Origin of the sequence: Sphingopyxis sp. Geo48 (assembly GCF_949769155.1) — a bacterium.
In the GTDB taxonomy this organism is placed as follows: domain Bacteria; phylum Pseudomonadota; class Alphaproteobacteria; order Sphingomonadales; family Sphingomonadaceae; genus Sphingopyxis.
Genome location: NZ_CATKPA010000002.1, coordinates 468,133 through 488,668 on the forward strand (window position 1 = coordinate 468,133; position 20,536 = coordinate 488,668).

Consider the following 20,536-nt stretch of genomic DNA (forward strand, 5'->3'; position numbering starts at 1 on the left):
CTCTCCTCAGCCTGCCGGGTTCAATTGCCCGGATTATAGAAATCATAAACCGCCTGTGCGACGCCGGCGCTGACGCCCGGCGCCTTTTGCAGATCCTCCAGACTCGCGCTGCGGATCGCGCGCGCGGTGCCGAAATGCATCAGCAGCGCCTTCTTGCGGGCCGGACCGACGCCCGGCACCTCGTCGAGCGGCGAACTACCCATCGCCTTCGCCCGCTTCTGACGGTGCGCGCCGATCGCGAAGCGGTGCGCCTCGTCGCGCAGCCGCTGGATATAAAAGAGCACGGCATTGTTTGTCGGCAAGGTGAATTCGCGCCCATCGGGCAGGTAGAAGGTCTCGCGTCCGGCGTTGCGATCTGGCCCCTTGGCGACGCCGACATAAGGCAGGTCGTCGATGCCAAGCTCTGCGAGCACCGATCCCGCCGCCGACACCTGCCCCTTGCCGCCGTCGATCAGCACCAAGTCGGGCCATTCGCCCTTCGTCCTTTCGGGATCCTCTTCGATCGCGCGCGCGAAACGGCGCTGGAACACCTCGCGCATCATCGCAAAATCATCGCCCGGCTGCGTCTCCGCGCGCTTGATGTTGAACTTGCGGAATGCGCCCTTGATCCACCCCTCCGGCCCCGCAACGACCATAGCGCCGAGCGCGTTGGTGCCCTGGATGTGGCTGTTGTCATAGATTTCGATACGGTGCGGCGGCCCGTCGAGGTCGAACAGGTCTGCCAGCTCGCGGCCGAGCTTCGCCTGCGTGCTGCTTTCGGCAAGCCGCCGGTCGAGTTCTTCCCCCGCGTTGCGCACCGCCTGTTCGAGCAGCCGCTTGCGGTTGCCGCGCTGCGGCACGCTGATCTCGACCTTGCGCCCGGCGATTTCACCGAGCGCCTCGGCCAGCAGATCTGCCTCGTCGGGTTCACGATCGACGAGAATCAGCTTCGGCGGCGGCACGCCTTCATAGAATTGCATCAAGAAGCTCTCGAGCACCTCGCTCTCGGGCACGCCCGCGATGTGCGCAGGGAAGAAGCTGCGATGTCCCCAATTCTGGCCGCCGCGGATAAAGAAGCCCGCGATACAGAGCTGTCCGCCCTTGGCCGCGAGCGCAAAGACGTCCGCGTCTCCCAACCCGTCGGCGTGGACCGACTGCGTGCCCTGAATGAAAGTCAGCGCCTTCAGCCGGTCGCGAAGGACCGCCGCCTGCTCGAAATCCATCGCCTCGGCGGCGTTGGTCATGGCATCGCCTAGGCGTTTCTGCACCGCGGTCGAGCGGCCTTCGAGGAAATCCTGGGCGTCGCTCACCAGCCCGGCATAATCCTCCTTCGAGATGCGATCGACGCACGGCGCCGAGCAGCGGCGGATCTGGTAGAGCAGGCAGGGGCGCGACCGGTTCGCAAAGAAGCTGTCCGTACAGCTTCGCAGCAGGAAGGTCTTCTGGAGCGCATTGAGCGTGCGCCCGACCGATCCGGCGCTCGCAAACGGGCCGTAATAGCGTCCCTTGGCACGCCGCGCGCCGCGATGCTTCTGGACGCGCGGGAAATCATGGTCGGTGCGGAGCAGGATGAAGGGGAAGCTTTTGTCGTCGCGGAGCAAAACGTTGTACGGCGGGCGATAGCGTTTGATCAGCTGCGCCTCGAGCAGCAGCGCCTCGGCCTCGCTGTTGGTGGTGACAATCTCCATCGCGCGCGTCTGCGCCACCATGCGCTGAAGCCGCTGCGGCAGCCGCGCGACCTGCGTATAGTTGGTGACGCGATACTTCAGCGCGCGCGCCTTGCCGACGTACAACACCTCGCCGCGCGCATCGAGCATCCGATACACGCCGGGACGGACCGGCAGCTTACGCACGACGCCGCGGATCACCTCGGCGCCGCGTTCGAGGTCGGGCTTGTCGGCCCCCTCGCCGTCACCGCGGACGACATAGGCGGATTTCTCTTCGTTGAATCGGTCGGGAGCGTTCGGGCGAACCATGATTTTGCATGTAGGCGAGGACGATGCGACCCGCCATAGTGTCCAAGGTAAAACAGCGCGGGAGGGGCAAATGGATGTTCGCGGCAAAATCGCTTTGGTTACAGGTGGCAGCGACGGGATCGGGCGCGAGATCGCGCTGCAATTGCAGGGCGCGGGCGCGGATGTGACCGTCACCGGACGCTCGGCCGAGAAATTGCAGGCGATGGCGTCGCTCGGCTTCGGGACGATTGCGGGCGATCTGTCGACGCCAGCGGGTGTCGATGCAGTCGTCAACGGCGTGGCGGGCAAGCCGCTGGCGGTCCTCGTCAACAACGCCGGGGTCGGCAGCGACTACGATCTCGACACGCCCGACACGCTCGACAGCGCCGCGCACTGTATCCGCACCAATCTCGATGCGCCGATCGCGCTCTGCACCCGGTTGCTGCCGACGCTCCGCGCGCAGCCCGAGGCGGCGATCGTGAATGTCACCTCGGGCCTAGCCATTGCGCCGCGCGCCGGGGGTTCGATCTATTGCGCGACCAAGGCGGGGCTCCGCAGCTATACGCAGGCGATCCGGCACCTCCTGAAGGACAGTAATGTCCGCGTGATCGAGGCCCTGCCGCCCGTCGTCGAAACCAACATGACCGCGGGCCGCAGCGGCAAGAAGATGAGCGCACACGACTGCGCAGCGGAGATCGTCGCGGGCATTCGCACCGGCAAGCGCGAGGTCAACGCCGGAATGGTGAAGCTGCTCCAGCTGGTGAACAGCATCTCGCCCGCGCTCGCACGGCGGATCATGATCCGGTTCTGAGGACATAAGATATGATCACTGTCTATGGCGAAGGCCGCGGATTTCGGGTCGTCTGGTTGCTCGAGGAAATGGGCCTTCCCTATCGCGTGCGACAGGTCGACCTGCTCTCCGGGATCGAGAATGACGCCGAGTTTCTGGCGATCAATCCCGCCGGATTCATTCCGGCAATCGTCGACGGCGACACGGTGATGGTCGAATCCATCGCCATCATGGAATATCTGCTCGCGCGGCATGGGCCGTCGCCGCTCGCGCCTGCCCCGTCCGATGCCGATTATCCGGCCTATCTGCAATTTCTTGTGATGGGCGAAGCGGGTTTGGCCGGTCCGATCAACGCCATCGTCGCAACCAATATCCTAGCCCCGGAGGCCGAGAAGCCGAACTGGACCACTGGCTGGGCGCTGGGAACGTTCGAGAGTCGCCTCGATCTGGTGCGGCGCCAGCTCGCGCGATCGGCGTATATCGCGGGCGACAGCTTCACTGCCGCCGATATTTCGATCACCTACGCGCTCGAATTCGCCCAGCGCACCGGCTGCTTCAGGCTCTCTGACCTCGAAAAGGCCTATGTCGCGCGCACCACGGCGCGGAAAGCTTATGCGCGCGCGATGGACGGCTGCCCGGGAACCAAAGCATGGGCCGCCGAAGTGGCCGCGCGACAGGTATAAGAAAACGCCCGCGGAAATCCGCGGGCGCCTTGTCTCTGCGATATCGAAGGGCTCAGCCCTTCGCGACCGCTGCGATCGCGTCGTCGATCAGCGCTTTATCGGCTTTCGCGTCATGCTTGTCCGCGATCAGCCTTGCCGCCGCGTCGGTAGCTGCCTTTGCAGCTGCGGTGCGAACTTCGGCAAGGGCACTGGCTTCGGCCGCAGCGATACGGTCTTCGGCCATCTGCTTGCGCCGCGCGATCAGTGCGGTCGCGTCTTCCTTCGCCTTGGCTACAAGCGCTTCGGCTTCAGCGTCGGCGCGGGCGCGCATTTCGTCGGCTTCCTTCGCCGCGCGGGCAAGCCTGGCTTCATACTCAGCTTTCAGCGATTCGGCGTCGAGGCGAAGCTGTTCGGCTTCCTTGAGCTGCTTCGAAATCTCGGCAATCTTGTTGTCGAGCATGGCGCCAATCGCCGCCGGCACCTTCTTCCAGACCAGAATGCCCAGGAAGACGAGCATCGCGATCGAGACCCATACGGTCGCATTCAGGCCGAATGCGGTCGGATCGGCGTGCACTTCGCCTGCGGCTTCGGACAGGATGATGGAGACATTAGCCATGAAGCACCGCCTTTACCGCCGCCTTGGCGTCCGCCGCCGCGACCTTCGCACCCGACAGCTTGGCGACGAGGTCGCTTGCCGCTTCGGCCGCGACCGATTCGATTTCCGCCATCGCCGACTTGCGGGCAGCGGCGACCTCGGTTTCCGCCGCCGCAAGCTTGTCGCCAAGCTCGGCGTCGACTTTCGCCAGACGCTTTTCGGCATCCTTCACGGCCTTGTCTTTCGCGTCGGCAACCGCCTTCTGCGCGGCGGCGCGGCTCGCGTCGCTTTGCTGGCGGTAGCTTTCCTCGAGGTTATCGGCAGCCGCATGGGCCGCCTTCGCCGCCGCCAGATCGTCGGCAACCTTGCGGTCGCGCGCGTCAACCGTCGCTTCGATCTTGGGCAGCATGCCGCGGCCGATCACGACATAAATGCCGGCGAACACGACCAGCAGCCAGAAAAGCTGCGAGGCAAGATACCAATTGTCAGCGGTGAGCTGGGCTATCTGGGGCATGGAAGGCGAACCCTAAAACTTGAAAACCTGCGGATGGTGCAGCCGGCCCCGCAGGGAGGCCGGCGTCACCCGATCGTCGAAATCAGACGACGAAGAGCAGGATCATCGCAACGACGAACGCCAGCAGGCCAAGAAGTTCGGCAGCGGCGAAGCCGATGAACAGGCGGCCCTGCTGGCCGTCGGCGGCCGCGGGGTTGCGCAGTGCGCTTTCGAGGAAGCTGCCGAAGACATTACCCACGCCGATGGCGGCCATGCCGGCACCGATAGCGGCGAGACCTGCACCGATCAGCTTTGCTGCTTCTGCGTCCATTATACTACTCCTTGGGTGTAAGCGTTTATTGCGAAACGAAATTAGTGAAGGTTGACCGCGTCGTTGATGTACAGCGAGGTCAACAGGGCGAAAACATAGGCCTGGATGCCGGCGACGAGCAGTTCGAGCGCACTGATGCCGATCATCAGGGTGAAACTGAGCACCGACACGACCGAACCGATCACCAGATTGTCGGCGTTGAAACCGTTGATCACGAAGCCCGACAGCACCTTCAGCAGCACGTGGCCGGCGGTCATCGCGACGAAAAGACGCAGGCCGAGGCTGAACGGACGGATCATGAAGGAGATGAACTCGATAACCGCGATGAAGGGAATCATCGGCAGCGGCGTACCGTGCGGCACGAACAGCGAGAAGAAGTGCAGACCATGGCGCCAGAAGCCGACGACGAGGACGATCGAGAAGGACAACAGCGCCAGAACGCCGGTGATCGCGATGTGGCTCGTGACGGTGAAGGGATGCACGCCGAGCACGCCGAGCGGCAGCATGCCGAGCAGGTTGCAGAAGAGGATGAACATGAAGAGCGAAAAGACGTAGGGCGTATATTTGCGCCCTTCGGTCCCGATATTCGCGGTCATCATGTTCGAGATGAAGCCGGTGAAGCTTTCGACCGCGACCTGCCAGCGGCCCGGGATCAGCTGGCGGCGCATCCCGCCCCACATGAAGAGGCCGAGGACGACCGCTGCGATCACCATCCACAGCGCACTATTGGTGAAGAACACTTCATGCCCGCCAAGGTTGAAACCGCCGCCGAGCGGGGTCACCTCGAACTGGTGCATCGGGTCGATCTTGCCGGATTCCGCCGCCACTCTTCACTCCACGCGCATTGCGGGGCGGCGCGTTCGGCCGTCCCGCGGAAATTTCCTTTGCGACCCGCTATTTGCGGGGCGTCGATGTCAGGCGAATGATGTTCCGGAACGCCACGACGATCCCCAGGAACAACATCACCAACAAGCCCCAGGGCGACGTGTCCGCGAAACGATCGATCAGCCAGCCGAACAGCCCGCCCCCGATCAATCCGCCCAGCAGCTCCGCCAGAACGCGGTTCCCGAGCCGGTAGTTGGCATCGGACTCCGGTCCAGCATTCACTGCGGTCCGCTCCGCTTCTGCGGCTTCGGCCCGGTCCAATCGCTTTTCGAGCGAGACCAGGCGCGAATCCTCCGAAGCTGGTTCCGGATCGCTGCCATTCTCCGTCATTTTCCGCCATCCTCCTGAAACAGAGCCGAAATACTCGCCTCTGCCTGCAAAAAAAGGCCCGAAAATTCGGGAGACCCCTAAGGCGCGGCCCGTTTAGGAACGACGCCCGATTAAGTCAATGCTTGGCTGTCACACGCAAAAATGCCGCCGCGTTTAGGGGCGCGGCGGCATCTGCGGCCCGCGGGCCGCTTTGCAATCCATCATCTTACGGGCAGCGCGAATCCCGCACCGGCGCGCCGCTGTCGCGGGTCAGCCAGCGGCCATCGGGCGCCTTGTATTTTTCGCCCGGACGCGTCTTGGCGATCAGGTTGCACCCGGTGACGAAGGCGAATTGCTCGACCGTGCTGCCTGCCGGCGCGCCGCTGGTGTAGGCCGCCTTGCGCTTGATGTTGATGTCGTTGACCATGTCGCGCACCGCGGGGGTCGGGCTGGTGACAAAGCCCAGATAGCCGTCGGGCTGCTCACCGATCTGCCCCGCCGAACGCGCCGCCTCATACGCCGGATCGCGTTGCGCCATGGCGGAAGGTACCGCCAGCGCCACCGCTGCCGTCACGGCCACCGCCGCCATTGCCCATCCCGCCGGTTTTCCCAGTTTCAACATCGTCATTCCCATCTCGTCAGAATATTCCGCTATTCTGCTCAATCAGCTTTTTGGCATCTCCATCAAGCTTGTACACAATTTCCTGCTTGATGTTGATGTTGAGATTGATCTCGATCGGCTTGTCGGGCGTTTCGATCTGGACGCAGCCGCCAAGCGCCGCTGTCCCCATCATTATCACCACGAACCATCGTCCGATCATCAGCCTCCGTTCGCTATTCTCGTTTATGGTCATTGCACGGGCTCGCTTTCTGGGGGCTGAACAGGGTTCGGTTGACCTGCCGTGGCCGCTTCCTGTTGCTGGATCAACTGGGTGAGATTCTGTTCGATCCACACGGTGGGATCGTAAAGCCCCTTGGCGGAGGTCACGAGTTGCCGGAACGGTCCCGTAACCTTCACGTTGAACACGAGAGGGATTTTGGCGATCCGGCTGGTCAGAAAATTGCGCGTTGCGCCTGCGCCCTGCCCCACGCCGCCAAAACGGATATCGGTCACCATTTCGCCGTCGAGGTCCCCGTTCAATATGATCGTCAGATCGTCATATTTGAGGCTGCGCAGCGCGCCAAAGGCAAAATTCGCGATCGTGCCGAGATTGTGGTTCGACAGTTCGCCGACATAAGCGAGCGTACCGCCGCCATCGCGCGCATCGATCCTGCCGTCGACGATCCGCCCGCCGAGCCCGTCGAACTCGACGGGTAGCGTGCCGTCGAACTTGCCCGTCGCGTTGATATTATCGAACCCGAAATTCTGCAGGAACACCGCCGCTTCGACCCCGACGACATCGAAGGAGAGTCGACGGGGCTGATCGGCGGCGAAATTGAGCGTTGTCGGGTGAAGCAGCAATTCGCCGCCGGCAAAGGGCCAGCGCCCGCCCTCTATTCGCACCCGGTTGTCGCCGAGCAGCTCATATTCGATCGCGCCGTCGACCACGGGAATGCCGGGGTTGACCTCTTGCACCTGCGCCTGCTGACGCGGCGCGGTCTTCAGGCCGAGCAGATCGTCGAAGGTCAGGGTCGTAGTCAGGCCGGTCAAGGGGCCGAAGGCGGCCGCCAGATCGGTGTTCGCGGTGGCAAAGGTTCCGCGACTCTTCACACCGTCGGCGGTCCATTCGATATGCCCGTCCCCGACGACCGACCCCTGGACGTTTGCAACGACACCCAGCGCCAGATGCGTGAGCTGATCGGGTTGGAAACCTTCTCCGAAGCGTAGCTCGCGCACCAGAAGATCGGCCGAGCCGGCTCCATCGCCCAGCCGGTGTCGAATAACCGTGTCGAGGATCTTCGTTCCCGTCTTTCGCTCGCTGAACCCGGCGGTCGCGTCGATGACGCCGTCGGCGAACCGAAGGCTCGCATCGCGGCTGATCAGCGGCTCGAATCGGTCGATCTGCTCGGCGTCGGCAAGCGCCAGTCCACCGTCCAGCGTCAGCGCGCCGCCGGCCCAGCGCCAGCGACCGTCGATTTCGCTCATCTCGAGCGGGACGGCACCGATCTTCCCGCTCGCCCCGGCCAATTCGCCTACCATGCCGTGCGGTGCGTTCCGCCCGGCGATCCGCCGCGCCGCGAAACGCGTCACGCGGTCGCCCTGCCCAAGCCGGACGTCGGCGAGTGCAATCGCCCAGCGCATCGTGGCGAGATCGATCTCGGCACTGCGGGCATCGAAAGCGACGGGAGAGGAGCCGCTGGCCCCGCGGAGCCTGATTCCCGGAATGCGGATTGCACCGCGCAGGCCGCCCTGACCGGCGCTCAGCAATGGCGTGTCCGGGCGGCTGCACAGGTCCATGCCCGTCTTGTCGAGCCGGAACCCCGATAGGGCAATCCGGTCGATGCCGATCCGGGTACATCCACCGTTGAGCGCGAAACCGCCGGTCGGAGCGAGCGCGCCGGCGAGCGGAATGCTCAGCCGGTCGACGCGGCCATCGCCGATCGGCCCCGAAAGCTCGGCGCGTGTCGCGAAGCGCAGTGGGCCGCCCGGTTTCCCGGAAAAGCGGATCGCGTCGAGCGCAAGCCGGGCGCCTTCGGCCGCATAGGCGTCGAGGCGCGCGAGGCCGCTGACCGACCCGTCGGCGCTGCGATCGAGCGCCAGCGAACCCGACGGCAGATCGCCGCCGCCGAAGGTCCAGCTCCCGTTTGCGGTCACTGCGGGTTTGGGACCCCCGAAAAGATAGGCGATCCGGCTGCCGTCGCTGCCGATGAAGCGCCCGCCGCTGGCGCTCGTCAGCCTTGGCTCCAGCAGGTCTATTCGCGCCTCGGCGCCTGCGCCCTTCAATGCGAAGGCCGTTTCGCCGCTCGTATCGGCGAGCATGGCCGCCAGCGCCTTCGCCGCGCGGCTGGCCAGCGGGCCGATCGGGCTTCCGGACCATTCGTCGGCGCCATCGACGATCGACCGGCGAAGCGCGGCGCTGCCGCTTGCCTGCGAAAAGCGGAGGCTGCCTTCGATCGTCGGAGCCTGCTTGCCGACGATGCCCTTCGCGGTCAGCGTGACGCCGCGCGCCGCGAACGCTTCGCCATGAAGCCCGGCCATCGCTGCGTCGACGTCGATCGCGGTCCGGTCCGCGGTGCCGTCGAACGCGGCGTTGACGCCGAGCCGGTCGGCCGCAATCGCCATCGCGACAAGTTTCGCGATGCTCGCGTCCGCCTTGCCGCTCCAGCTTCGCAGATTTTCGGAGAGCGACACATCGAGCGCAATCTGCGGCGACACGGCGCTGACGCGGCCATCGGCGCAGCTGAGTAAGGAGCCGCGCAGCGGACCGTTGAGCCGCGGCCGTACATTCCGCACGTCGACCGTGCCATAAAAGCTCGCGTCGCGCACCGAGCAGCCGGCGGTGGCGATCCGGGGCGCCACCAGGGCCAGCTTGCCCGAAAAATCCCGGCGCAGGTTGCCGCTGCCGTTCAGCGCGGCGCCAACATTGCCCCACGGGGTTTCGACCCGCGCGCGGGCATCGGCAACCCTCACCCAAAGGTCGGGCAAGGCGAAGGGGGTAGTGTCCGTCGGATCACGGAACCTGTCGAGCGAGCCCAGCGACAATCGCCCGTCGACGAAGCGGCCGTAGAGGCGAACGCCATCGGCGATGACGCCCGATACATAGGGGCCCGACCAGCCATAGCCGATACGCACCTCGACATGGGTGGCGGTGAGGTCGGGCCGCGCCGGATCGCCGATGACCAGATGGGACAATTGTTCGGAGCCGAAGCCGATCTTGTCGATCGTGTAACTAGCCCGAATCCCGCGACTGTCGAACTGGTCTCGAATGATCCTGTCGGCGATCGGTTCGCGCGCCATCCACGCCACCGCCGCAAGCGCGACGACGGCGCCCGTCGTCATCCAGCGCTTCTTGAACAATATCCTGTGCATATGCAGCCGCCGTCGCGGCGCCGCTTCCCCGGCGGTCATGCCGGTACCGAAGCGGCTATAGTGGCGGATGACGTCACGACGCTTATGCTCTTTTCCTCATGCGCCCCGGCAGGTCTGTCCCTGCCCGCCAGATAACGCCAGAATGGCGCAATTGGCTGCAACAATAGGGACGTAGCCATAGGCCGGGAACCTTATGTCCGTTGAGTGCGCCCCACAAGCTGGTTATGCCCGCGCCATGGCCGATGCACCCGCACCCCTTCCCGACCACAGCGGCCACCGCGCGCGCCTGCGCTCCCGCCTGCTGACCGATCCCGAGGGCATGGCCGATTACGAGCTGGTCGAATATTTGCTCGCGCTGGCGATCCCGCGTCGCGACACGAAGCCGCTCGCGAAGGCGCTGCTCCACGAATTCGGTTCGTTGGCACAACTGGCAAGCGCCGATCCCGAATCGCTTCGCCGTGTCAGCGGCATGGGGGACACTGCCGTCGCCGCGCTGAAAATCGTCCAGGCGACGAGCCTGCGGATGCTGAAGGGCGAGTTCCGCGAGAAGCCTCTGCTGTCCAGTTGGGACGCGCTGCTCGACTGGCTGCGCGCCGACATGGGGCCGATCGATATCGAGCGCGTGCGCATACTCTATCTTAACTCGCGCAACATGCTGATCCGCGACGAGGTCGCGAGCGAGGGCTCCATCGACCAGTCGGCGATCTATGTTCGCGAGGTCGTGAAGCGCGCCCTCGAACTCGGTGCGGCGGCGATCATCGTCGTCCACAATCATCCGAGCGGCAATCCAGAACCGAGCCGGCAGGATATCGCGATCACGCGCGAGCTTGCGGCGGCCGCGGGCAAGCTTGGCATCGTCCTTCACGATCACATCATTATCGGCGGCGCCGACCATCGCAGCCTTCGCGGGCTCGGCCTGTTGTAGCCTGCAGGCTTTACTTGTCCGCGCGAGCAGCACATCATCGCGCCATGCAGATTCGGCAGCACCATCTTCGCTTCCGCCACCATGGGGGACAGCTTCTCGCGGGCATCTAGCCCCGGGTTCCGGCGCGTCACGCCCCGGCAGCCCGGGGTAAAACTTCCGAGATTTCCAGATGGGGCGCCTTCCGGGCGCCCGTCCCCTATTCTGCTGAAAGCATACCCATGACCAACGCAAAGGCCGTCAGAAAGCCGCCCGTCCATATGATCGATCGTGAGGCCGACGCGCTCACCGACCTCGCGATCGGCGTCGAAAAGCGCATGCCGCAAGTCAGCGAGCTTCTGCTCCGCGAGATCGGCCGCGCGACAATCCACAAGGAACGTCACGTCCCGCGCGACGTGGTGACGATGAACAGCGAGGTCGATTTCGTCGACGCGGCGAACGGCGCCGTCCGCAGCGTGCGCCTCGTCTATCCTTCCGACGCCGATATCGCGACAGGGCGCATTTCCATCCTCACGCCCGTCGGCGCCGGGTTGATCGGAATGCGTGCCGGTAGCGCGATTCTCTGGCCCGACCGCGACGGGCAGGAACGCGCGCTCACCATCCGTGCAGTCCTGCAGCCGCCGCGCGCGGCATGACCTGCCCGGTGCGAAGCAGCCGCCGGACTTCTCCGACGGCTGCGACGCTCCTTTACCAACGGCCCTGAAAATCAGGCGCCGCGCGACAGGAAGCCGGTCAGTTCGTCCTTGCTGACGGCACCCGATTTGTCGGCGTCCGCCGCTGCCCAAGCCTGGCCGACCCAGGTTTTGACCTGCTCCGATTCGGGATCGATCGACGGCTCGGTCGCGGTGCGCAGCTTCTTCATCCAGGCCGCGAATTCCGACTGGTTGAGGTCGCTGCTCTTGTCGGCGTCATAGGACGCGAACTCGTGATTGACGATCTGCGCAACCTGTGCGGGCGTGGCGGCCGCGCCCGAAGGTGCCGGCTTGGCGGCTTCACCCGTGGACGGAGCGCTCGCGGGAGCAGGCGCAGCCGGATCGGCCTGCTCGGCAGGCGGGGGCGCGGTCGGGTCGGCGGGCGGCGTATTCTGGGCCAGCGCCGGGAAACTGACAGCGACGGCGCCGATCAAAAGGACTTGCTTCAACATGATTATTCTCCTGTAGCGGCGGCCGACCAGCGGTTGCGATCGAGCGCCTTTGGGAACGGGCACAGGATCAACCGCGCGGGCTTCGGGGAAGTTGCGTGGTTGCCGCGATTGGCTAAACGCCCCGGCCCTGCTAGGGGGCGCCCCGTCGCGAATTCGCTGCCGATTTGCGACGAAGCGACACAAAAGGAAGGAATTTCAATGGTTCCGCGTTACGCTCGGCCCGACATGACGGCTATATGGTCGCCCGAGAATCGTTTTCGCATCTGGTTCGAGATCGAAGCGCATGCCACCGACGCGCTTGCCGAGCTGGGAACCGTTCCGAAATCGGCCGCCAAGGCCTTGTGGGAATGGTGGGCCACCAATCCGAAAATCGACGTCGAGGCGATCGACGCGATCGAGGCCGTCACCAAGCATGATGTGATTGCCTTCCTTACGTGGGTCGCCGAAAATGTCGGCGATGAAGCACGCTTCATGCATCAGGGCATGACGTCGAGCGATGTGCTCGACACCTGCCTCGCGGTGCAACTCAGCCAGGCGGCCGACCTCCTGCTCGCCGACCTCGACGCGCTGCTCGAGGCGATCAAGCGCCGCGCCTACGAGCACAAGCTCACGCCGACGATCGGCCGTAGCCACGGCATCCACGCCGAACCCGTCACCTTCGGGCTGAAGCTCGCCGAGGCCTATGCCGAATTCTCGCGCTGCAAAGCCCGCCTCGTCGCCGCGCGCGCCGAGATCGCGACCTGCGCCATCTCGGGCGCCGTCGGCACCTTCGCGAACATCGACCCGCGCGTCGAGGCGCATGTCGCGGCGAAGCTTGGCCTCGCGATCGAGCCGGTCTCGACGCAGGTCATCCCCCGCGATCGTCACGCGATGTTCTTCGCCGTGCTCGGCGTCATCGCTTCGTCGATCGAGCGTCTGGCGATCGAGGTCCGCCACCTCCAGCGCACCGAAGTGCTCGAGGCCGAGGAATATTTCTCGCCGGGCCAGAAGGGCTCGTCCGCAATGCCGCACAAGCGCAACCCGGTGCTGACCGAAAATCTGACCGGCCTTGCGCGCATGGTCCGCAGCGCCGTCATCCCCGCGATGGAGAATGTCGCGCTGTGGCACGAGCGCGATATCAGCCATTCGTCGGTCGAGCGCTTCATCGGCCCCGACGCGACTATCACACTCGACTTCGCGCTCGCGCGCCTGACCGGCGTCGTCGACAAGCTGCTCGTCTATCCCGAGCGGATGCAGAAGAATCTCGACCGCATGGGCGGCCTCGTCCATTCGCAGCGCGTCCTGCTCGCGCTGACGCAGGCGGGCGCGAGCCGCGAGGACAGCTACGCACTCGTCCAGCGCAACGCGATGAAGGTCTGGGAATCGGACGGACAGCTTTCGCTGCTCGAACTGCTCAAGGCCGATGCGGATGTGATGGCACGCCTGTCGGCCGAACAACTCACCGAATTGTTCGATCTCGGCTATCACATGAAGCAGGTCGACACGATCTTCGATCGCGTTTTCGGCAAGGCATAGGCTGGAAACGCTCGCAAATCTGTCATAGGGTCGAGGCCAGCCTGCGGAGGAGCGAAGCGAATGGGGACGTTGCGGACGATCATCTGGGTTCTGCTGACCGCGGTGCTGGTGATATTTGCGATGGCGAACTGGCGCGTCGTTACGGTCACGATCTGGCCCGGTTGGGAAGCGGAGACGAAACTTCCTTTGGTCGTGCTGGTCTCCTTCCTGATCGGTAGCGTGCCGATGTGGATCGCGCTTCGCACCACGCGCTGGTCGATGAAGCGTCGACTCGACACGAGCGAACGGCAGCTTTCGGACTTGCGTGCACTCGCCAATCGACCGGTCGAGCCGGCGTCGGCGCCCGCCCCTGCGGCGACGCCGCCCGCGGGCGGCACCAATTCCCCAACCCTGCCACTGGATATTCCATGACCTCCCCCATCTATCTTGCCATCGACACCCCGCATCTCGATGCCGCGCTGACGCTGGCGCAAAAGGTGCGGCATCATGTCGGCGGGCTCAAGTTGGGGCTCGAATTCTTCTGCGCCAACGGCCATCACGGCGTGCACGAAATGGCGAAATTCGGCCTGCCGATCTTCCTCGACCTCAAGCTGCATGACATTCCGAACACCGTGGCCAAGGCGATCCAGGCGCTGCGGCCGCTCGAAGCCGCGATCCTGACCGTTCACGCCGCCGGTGGCCGCGCGATGATGGAAGAGGCCAAGGCGGTGGCGGGTCTCAACACGAAGGTTGTCGCGGTGACCGTCCTCACCAGCCTCGATGCGCCCGACCTTGAAGATATAGGCGTTGTTGGAGCTCCCGACGATCAGGTCGTCCGTCTGGCCAAGCTTGCGCGCGAATCCGGGCTCGACGGCATCGTTTGCTCGGGCCGCGAGGTGAAGCTGGCGCGCAAGGTCTGGCCCGGCGGTTTCTTCGTCGTCCCTGGCGTCCGCCCGGCGAATGGCAAGGTCGGCGACCAGAAACGGGTTGTCACGCCCGCCCAGGCCATGTCGGATGGCGCCTCGATCCTTGTAGTCGGCCGCCCGATCAGCCAGTCGGCCGACCCCGATCTCGCCGCGCGCGAGATCGAAGCCACGCTCTAGAAAGTATTCCATGCCACCGTTGGTGAAGATTTGCGGGCTGTCGACGCCCGAAACGGTCGATGCCGCCATCCGTCTCGGCGCGACCCACATCGGCCTTGTCCATTATGAACCGAGTCCGCGCCATGTTGCGCTCGATCTCGCGGCCGAACTGCGTCAGCGTGCGCAGGGCAAGGTCAAGGTCGCGCTGCTGCTGGTCAATGCCTCGCAGCAATTGACCGGTGACGCGCTCAGCAAGGTCCGCCCGGACATCGTCCAGTTCCACGGCAACGAGACGCCCGAATGGCTCGCGCGGGTGAAAAGACTTGTACCCGCGGAGGTCTGGAAAGCCGTGGGACTGAGGGATGCCGGGACGCTGGAGCGTGTCCGGCAATATGAAGGCGCCGCCGATCGTATTCTCTACGACGCTCCTGCCGCATCGCTTCCGGGCGGTACCGGGACGCGTTTCGACTGGTCGCTGCTCAAAAATCATCGCCATGCAATCGACTGGGGTGTCGCGGGCGGCCTGACGCCCGCGAATGTCGGGCAGGCGATCGCCGAGACCGGCGCGCCGCTCGTCGATGTTTCATCGGGTGTCGAAAGTGCGCCGGGCATCAAGGATGTGGACAAGATCGCCGCTTTCCTTAAAGCGGTCGCCGCATGTTGACACGGTTCGCCTCCGTCACGGCTATCGGCAAACGATGGCGCTGATCGCTTGAGACTATCTCGAAGCGCGTGCCCCAACCTTGCCGATGGAAATGATCATGACTGAGACCACGACCCTCCCGAACAGCTTTCGCACCGGACCCGACGAGCGCGGCCATTTCGGCCAGTTCGGCGGCCGCTATGTCGCTGAAACGCTGATGCCGCTGATCCTCGACCTCGAACGCCATTATCGCGCCGCACAGGCCGACCCGGCGTTCAAGGCCGAGTTTGACCATCTGCTGAAGCATTATGTCGGTCGCCCGAGCCCGCTGTGGTTTGCCGAGCGGCTGACCGAACACCTCGGCGGCGCGAAGATCTATTTGAAGCGCGAGGATCTCAACCACACCGGCGCGCACAAGATCAACAATTGCATCGGTCAGATCCTGCTCGCGAAGCGGATGGGCAAGACAAAGATCATCGCCGAGACCGGCGCCGGCCAGCACGGCGTCGCGACCGCGACCGTCGCCGCGCTGTTCGGCCTGCCCTGCACCATCTTCATGGGCGCCGTCGACGTCGCGCGGCAGCAGCCGAACGTGTTCCGCATGAAATTGCTCGGCGCCGAAGTCGTCGCGGTCGAGAGCGGCGCCAAGACGCTGAAGGATGCAATGAACGAGGCGCTGCGCCACTGGGTCGCGAACGTCCACGATACCTTCTACATCATCGGCACCGTCGCGGGGCCGCACCCCTATCCCGAGCTTGTTCGCGATTTCCAGTCGGTGATCGGCGACGAAGCCCGTGAACAGATACTCGAAGCCGAAGGCCGCCTACCCGACATGCTGATCGCTCCTGTCGGCGGGGGATCGAACGCGATCGGGCTGTTCCATCCCTTCTTGGATGACGCCGAAGTCGAGATCATCGGGGTCGAAGCCGCCGGCGAAGGTCTGGAAGGCAAGCATGCCGCCAGCCTGGCGGGCGGCAAGCCGGGCATCCTCCACGGCAACAAGACCTATCTGCTGCAGGACGAGGACGGCCAGATCACCGAGGCGCATAGCATCTCGGCGGGGCTCGACTATCCGGGGATCGGCCCCGAGCATAGCTGGCTCCACGAAATCGGCCGCGTCCGCTACGAACCCGTCACCGACGCCGAGGCGCTCGCGAGCTTCCAGAAGCTGACCAAGCTCGAAGGCATCATCCCCGCGCTCGAAAGCGCCCACGCGATCGCCGCCGCCGAACGCATCGCGCCGACGCTGGGCAAGGACAAGCTCATCATCGTCAACTGCTCGGGCCGCGGCGACAAGGACATCATCACCGTGGCGGATGCGTTGGGGGTGAAGCTGTGAGCTCCCATGCAAACCCTTCTCCCTTGAAGGGAGAAGGATACGAAGCCTTGGCGGCGCAGCCGCCTAGGCGCAGTTGGATGAGGGTGAGCGAGCCTCTGGCTCGCGCGATCGCGCAGCGATCGCATACCCCTCACCCAGCTACGACTAGCGAGCAAGCTCGCAAGTCTGCGCAACCCTCTCCCCCAAAGGGAGAGGGGGAATGAGCACCCGCTTCGCCGCCACCTTCACCAAACCCCACCCCGCGCTCGTCGCCTTCATCACCGCGGGCGACGGAGACACCGCCGCGAACCTTGACGCGCTCGTCGCGGGGGGTGCCGATGTGATCGAGCTTGGCATGCCCTTCACCGATCCGATGGCTGATGGCCCGGCGATCCAGCAGGCAAATCTGCGCAGTCTCGCTAAGGGCACGTCCACAGCCGACATCTTCGGACAGGCCGCCGCTTTCCGCCAGCGTCACCCCGACACCCCGCTCGTCCTGATGGGCTATGCCAATCCGATGACCATCCGCGGCGGCGACTGGTTCGCCGGAGAATGCGCCAAGGCGGGTGTCGATGGCGTGATCTGCGTCGATGTTCCCGCCGAGGAAGATCCCGAACTCGGCCCCGCGCTGCGCGCCGCCGGGGTCGACCTCATCCGCCTCGCTACTCCGACGACCGACACCGCACGGCTGCCCGCAGTGCTCGATGGCGCGGGCGGCTTCCTCTATTATGTCTCGGTCGCCGGGATCACCGGCCAGCAACAGGCCGCACAGGCGAGCATCGACGAAGCCGTCGCGCGGCTCAAGGCCGCCACCGACCTGCCCGTTGCGGTCGGCTTCGGCGTCCGCACACCCGATCAGGCCGCGGCGATCGCGCGCGTCGCCGATGGCGTCGTCGTCGGGTCGGCGTTCATCGACATCATCGCCGAGCATGGCGACGCCGCGGCGCCGCATGTCGAGGCCTTCACCCGCTCGCTCGCCGATGCTATCCGCGGCGCAAAGGAGATCGCCGCATGAGCTGGCTCGACCGCGTTCGCAACGCCTTGCCCTTCACCGCCAAGCGCGACACCGCCGACAATCTCTGGCACAAATGCCGCCAGTGCCAGCAGATGGTGTTCGTCAAGGAATGGGAAGACAATCTGAACGTCTGCCCGCGCTGCGACCATCACGACCGCATCGGCGCGAAAGAGCGCTTTGCGCAGTTGTTCGACGGTGGCGTTCACGAACCGATCGCCTCGCCGCCTGCGCCCGAGGATCCGCTGAAGTTTCGCGACACCAAGAAATACGTCGACCGCATCAAGGCGGCGCGCGCGCAGACCGGCGACCGCGACGCATACAAGAACGCGTTCGGGCGCATTTCGGGCAAGGGAGCCGTGATCGGGGTTCAGGATTTCGCCTTCATGGGCGGATCGATGGGGGTCGCGGTCGGCGAAGCCTTTGTCACGGGCGTCGAACAGGCGATCAAGCGCCGTGTTCCCTATATCGCGATCACCGCGGCCGGCGGCGCGCGAATGCAGGAAGGCACGCTCTCGCTGATGCAGATGCCGCGCGCGACCGTCGCGCTCCAGCGGCTCCGCCGGGCGGGCCTGCCCTATATCGTGCTGCTGACCGATCCCACGACCGGCGGTGTGACCGCCAGCTATGCGATGCTCGGCGACATCCAGATCAGTGAACCCAACGCCCTGATCGGCTTCGCCGGCCAGCGCGTGATCGAGAATACGATCCGCGAAAAGCTGCCCGAGGGATTCCAGCGCGCCGAATATCTGCTCGACCACGGGATGATCGACATGGTCGTCCACCGCAAGGACCTGCCCGAAACGCTCGGCCGCCTGATCGGCTATCTGGCGCCCGAAAAGGCGGCCTGAGCCTCAAGCGGCCCTTCCGATGGCTGACTTCGCCCGTTCCGACGACCCGGCGGTTCAGGCGCAGCTGGACCGCCTTGGCGCGTTGTCGCCGGGCCGCGATATCCTGGGCCTCGAACGCATTGCGGAGCTCTGCCGCCGGCTCGGGGATCCCCAGAACCGGTTGCCGCGGACCTTCCATGTCGCGGGCACCAACGGCAAGGGGTCGACCTGCGCCTTCCTCCGCGCGATCCTTGAGGCGCAGGGGCGCCGCGTCCACGCCTACACCAGCCCGCATCTCGTCCGCTTCAACGAGCGCATCCGCCTTGCCGGGACCCTGATCGACGATGCGCTGCTCGCGCCGTTGCTCGCCGAGGTGCTCGACATGGCCGAGGGGCTGCAGGCGAGCTTCTTCGAGGTCACGACCGCGGCCGCCTTTCTCGCTTTCTCGCGCGTTCCGGCGGACGATTGCATCATCGAAGTCGGCCTCGGCGGCCGCCTCGACGCCACCAATATCATCCCCGCGCCCGCCGTCTGCGGCATTGCATCGCTCGGTATCGATCACGAGGCATTCCTGCTTGCGCCGGAAGATGGTGTCCCAACGGACGCCATAAAGCGCATCGCATGGGAAAAGACCGGCATCTTCAAGCCGGGTTCCGCCCTGGCCACGCTTCGCTACCCCGACGCCGTCATGAAGCTGGTCGGCGAGCGCGCCGCCGCGGTCGGCGGCACTTTGTTTTCCGAAGGCGATGGCTGGGCGATCGAGCCCGAGGGCAGCGGTTTTCGGTGGCAATCGAACTCGGGGTCGATCACCGAGGCTCTCGAGCCAAGGATGGCGGGCCTGCATCAGATGCGCAATGCCGGGCTGGCCATCGCGATGCTCCATATCGCCCCCGGCCCACGTCCGGGCGAAGCCGATATCGCGTCTGGCGTGTCGGCCGCTTTCTGGCCCGGACGGATGCAAAAGCTCGGACCCGGACCGCTGACCGCGCTCGTCCCCGGTAGCCGCGAAATATGGCTCGACGGCGGGCACAATCCCGACGCGGGGGCCGCGCTGGCGCGTGCGATGGGGGGTCGGTTGCCGTTCCACATCGTCTGCGGCCTGCTCCGCAACAAGGACGCAATGGGCTTTCTCAGCCCCTTTGCCGACCATATCGCATCGTTTCAGGCCGTTCCGATCCCCGGGCACGAGCATCACGATCCCAAGAATCTGTGCCAATGGGTTCAGTCGGACCTCGGTGTCGTCGACGCGCAGCCGTGCGACGACGTGAGCGCGGCGCTGCGCCACATCGCCGAGCGTCGTCCCGCGGGCGACGTGCTGATCTGCGGATCGCTCTATCTCGGCGGCGTCGTGCTCGATCTCAACGACGAGCCACCCGCCTAGCGCAGTTCGGCAAGCGTCCGTTTGGCCCAGTCGTACATCGCCGCTTCGGCCTTCAGCGTCACCGGCGGGGTGCGCTTCATTCGCTGCTCGACCTCTTGTAACAGGGCCCGGGCCCCGCGCCGGTCACCTTGAGCGATCAATAGCGCCGCAATGCGGCAACGTACTTCGTCGCCGGGTACGCGCTCGACGATATCGCGATAGAGCGGTAGCGCGTCATGTGGACGGTCATCGGCTTCGGCGACCTTCGCGCGCAGCAGCGTTCGCCGGTCGAGCTCGGTCTGCGAGATCGTCTCCGGCAGCCTGTCGATTGCTGCCAGCGCCTCGCTGAAACGTCCGGCTTCGTAAGCCGCTTCGGCTATCCGCATTCCGATTGCCCGATCGACGTGCGGAGACAGCCGTTCGGCCTCGCGAAACTGCTTCAGAGCTTCGTCATACCGCCCGCGCACCATCAGCGCGTCGCCAAGTTCAAGGCGGTTGCCCGCCGTATTGCTGAATTCGACTGCATCATTCGCAGCCCGCACGCGCCTCTCGGGATCCATCTTGTCGGCGACCTTCGTTCGGACATCGCGAACGCGTCGGTCGTGCCGCAGGCCGGGCAGGATTTCGACGATGAAATAGGCGAGCATACCGACCATCGGAAGAAAGGCGATTGCCATGATCCACGCAGTATTGCGCCCGGTGCGGAACACATGAACGATGCAGAGCAATTGCAACGCGATCGAGAGCAACAGAAAGTGCACG

General features: G+C 65.0%; 23 protein-coding genes. 12 read left to right on the forward strand and 11 right to left on the reverse strand.

Annotated features, from left to right (window positions below):
- Positions 1-20: 20 nt before the first annotated feature.
- Positions 21-1,955 carry an excinuclease ABC subunit UvrC gene (uvrC, locus tag QOL79_RS09065; RefSeq protein ID WP_283419379.1) on the reverse strand — a complete coding sequence of 645 codons (1,935 nt, stop codon included), beginning with the start codon at positions 1,953-1,955 and terminating at the stop codon, positions 21-23.
- Between the two features lie 70 nt (positions 1,956-2,025).
- Between uvrC and QOL79_RS09070 the strand changes: the two genes are divergently transcribed.
- Together QOL79_RS09070 and QOL79_RS09075 are read left to right on the forward strand one after the other, a co-directional pair.
- Positions 2,026-2,745 (forward strand): SDR family oxidoreductase, encoded by a 720-nt coding sequence (locus tag QOL79_RS09070; protein WP_283419380.1) that lies wholly within the window; start codon positions 2,026-2,028, stop codon positions 2,743-2,745.
- Positions 2,746-2,756: 11 nt separating this feature from the next.
- Positions 2,757-3,407: a glutathione S-transferase family protein gene (locus tag QOL79_RS09075; RefSeq protein ID WP_283419381.1), complete on the forward strand. Its 651-nt coding sequence runs from the start codon at positions 2,757-2,759 to the stop codon at positions 3,405-3,407.
- A 52-nt stretch (positions 3,408-3,459) separates the two neighbouring features.
- Here QOL79_RS09075 and QOL79_RS09080 read toward each other — a convergent pair whose 3' ends face one another.
- From QOL79_RS09080 to QOL79_RS09115, 8 genes are all read right to left on the reverse strand, one after another.
- On the reverse strand, positions 3,460-4,002 hold the full coding sequence (locus QOL79_RS09080; RefSeq protein ID WP_283419382.1) for a F0F1 ATP synthase subunit B family protein: 543 nt from the start codon (positions 4,000-4,002) through the stop codon (positions 3,460-3,462).
- Positions 3,995-4,495, reverse strand: coding sequence for a F0F1 ATP synthase subunit B family protein (locus tag QOL79_RS09085; protein WP_204992819.1), 501 nt, complete (start codon positions 4,493-4,495; stop codon positions 3,995-3,997). The genes QOL79_RS09080 and QOL79_RS09085 overlap by 8 nt, the downstream gene beginning before the upstream one ends.
- A gap of 82 nt (positions 4,496-4,577) precedes the next feature.
- Positions 4,578-4,805, reverse strand: a complete 228-nt coding sequence (locus QOL79_RS09090) for a F0F1 ATP synthase subunit C (RefSeq protein WP_003044110.1) — start codon at positions 4,803-4,805, stop codon at positions 4,578-4,580.
- A 41-nt stretch (positions 4,806-4,846) separates the two neighbouring features.
- Complete coding sequence (locus tag QOL79_RS09095; protein WP_204992820.1) at positions 4,847-5,632, reverse strand: F0F1 ATP synthase subunit A; 786 nt, start codon at positions 5,630-5,632, stop codon at positions 4,847-4,849.
- 67 nt (positions 5,633-5,699) lie between these two features.
- Positions 5,700-6,020, reverse strand: a complete 321-nt coding sequence (locus tag QOL79_RS09100) for an AtpZ/AtpI family protein (RefSeq protein WP_058455844.1) — start codon at positions 6,018-6,020, stop codon at positions 5,700-5,702.
- 205 nt (positions 6,021-6,225) lie between these two features.
- Entirely contained in the window at positions 6,226-6,537 is a 312-nt protein-coding gene (locus QOL79_RS09105; RefSeq protein WP_349306418.1) for a YdbL family probable chaperone protein, read from the reverse strand.
- 100 nt (positions 6,538-6,637) lie between these two features.
- The gene (locus QOL79_RS09110) at positions 6,638-6,853 is read right to left on the reverse strand and encodes a YnbE family lipoprotein (protein WP_349306417.1); all 216 of its coding nucleotides are present in this window, start codon (positions 6,851-6,853) and stop codon (positions 6,638-6,640) included.
- Positions 6,850-10,008, reverse strand: coding sequence for an intermembrane phospholipid transport YdbH family protein (locus QOL79_RS09115; RefSeq protein WP_283419383.1), 3,159 nt, complete (start codon positions 10,006-10,008; stop codon positions 6,850-6,852). Before QOL79_RS09115 ends, QOL79_RS09110 begins: the two co-directional genes overlap by 4 nt.
- Before the next feature lie 196 nt (positions 10,009-10,204).
- Between QOL79_RS09115 and radC the strand changes: the two genes are divergently transcribed.
- Complete coding sequence (gene radC / locus QOL79_RS09120) at positions 10,205-10,894, forward strand: RadC family protein (protein ID WP_283419384.1); 690 nt, start codon at positions 10,205-10,207, stop codon at positions 10,892-10,894.
- 218 nt (positions 10,895-11,112) lie between these two features.
- Entirely contained in the window at positions 11,113-11,526 is a 414-nt protein-coding gene (rnk, locus tag QOL79_RS09125; protein ID WP_058455841.1) for a nucleoside diphosphate kinase regulator, read from the forward strand.
- Between the two features lie 71 nt (positions 11,527-11,597).
- On the opposite strand, the gene QOL79_RS09130 is transcribed toward rnk, so the two are convergent.
- On the reverse strand, positions 11,598-12,035 hold the full coding sequence (locus QOL79_RS09130; protein WP_283419385.1) for an EF-hand domain-containing protein: 438 nt from the start codon (positions 12,033-12,035) through the stop codon (positions 11,598-11,600).
- A gap of 198 nt (positions 12,036-12,233) precedes the next feature.
- Between QOL79_RS09130 and purB the strand changes: the two genes are divergently transcribed.
- The 8 genes from purB (at position 12,234) to QOL79_RS09170 (ending at position 19,795) form a co-directional block, all read left to right on the forward strand.
- Entirely contained in the window at positions 12,234-13,550 is a 1,317-nt protein-coding gene (gene purB, locus QOL79_RS09135; RefSeq protein WP_283419386.1) for an adenylosuccinate lyase, read from the forward strand.
- 60 nt (positions 13,551-13,610) lie between these two features.
- Positions 13,611-13,961 carry a lipopolysaccharide assembly protein LapA domain-containing protein gene (locus QOL79_RS09140; RefSeq protein WP_058455838.1) on the forward strand — a complete coding sequence of 117 codons (351 nt, stop codon included), beginning with the start codon at positions 13,611-13,613 and terminating at the stop codon, positions 13,959-13,961.
- Positions 13,958-14,632 carry an orotidine-5'-phosphate decarboxylase gene (pyrF, locus tag QOL79_RS09145; protein ID WP_058455837.1) on the forward strand — a complete coding sequence of 225 codons (675 nt, stop codon included), beginning with the start codon at positions 13,958-13,960 and terminating at the stop codon, positions 14,630-14,632. Before QOL79_RS09140 ends, pyrF begins: the two co-directional genes overlap by 4 nt.
- Positions 14,633-14,642: 10 nt before the next feature.
- Positions 14,643-15,275, forward strand: a complete 633-nt coding sequence (locus QOL79_RS09150; protein ID WP_283419387.1) for a phosphoribosylanthranilate isomerase — start codon at positions 14,643-14,645, stop codon at positions 15,273-15,275.
- A gap of 97 nt (positions 15,276-15,372) precedes the next feature.
- Positions 15,373-16,593, forward strand: coding sequence for a tryptophan synthase subunit beta (trpB, locus tag QOL79_RS09155; RefSeq protein WP_283419388.1), 1,221 nt, complete (start codon positions 15,373-15,375; stop codon positions 16,591-16,593).
- Between the two features lie 199 nt (positions 16,594-16,792).
- Positions 16,793-17,587, forward strand: a complete 795-nt coding sequence (gene trpA, locus QOL79_RS09160) for a tryptophan synthase subunit alpha (protein ID WP_283419389.1) — start codon at positions 16,793-16,795, stop codon at positions 17,585-17,587.
- Complete coding sequence (gene accD / locus QOL79_RS09165; protein ID WP_058455834.1) at positions 17,584-18,435, forward strand: acetyl-CoA carboxylase, carboxyltransferase subunit beta; 852 nt, start codon at positions 17,584-17,586, stop codon at positions 18,433-18,435. Before trpA ends, accD begins: the two co-directional genes overlap by 4 nt.
- Positions 18,436-18,454: 19 nt before the next feature.
- Positions 18,455-19,795: a bifunctional folylpolyglutamate synthase/dihydrofolate synthase gene (locus QOL79_RS09170; RefSeq protein ID WP_283419390.1), complete on the forward strand. Its 1,341-nt coding sequence runs from the start codon at positions 18,455-18,457 to the stop codon at positions 19,793-19,795.
- On the opposite strand, the gene QOL79_RS09175 is transcribed toward QOL79_RS09170, so the two are convergent.
- The gene (locus tag QOL79_RS09175) at positions 19,792-20,535 is read right to left on the reverse strand and encodes a tetratricopeptide repeat protein (RefSeq protein ID WP_058455832.1); all 744 of its coding nucleotides are present in this window, start codon (positions 20,533-20,535) and stop codon (positions 19,792-19,794) included. The two genes, QOL79_RS09170 and QOL79_RS09175, sit on opposite strands and share 4 nt — an antisense overlap.
- Position 20,536: the final 1 nt, after the last annotated feature.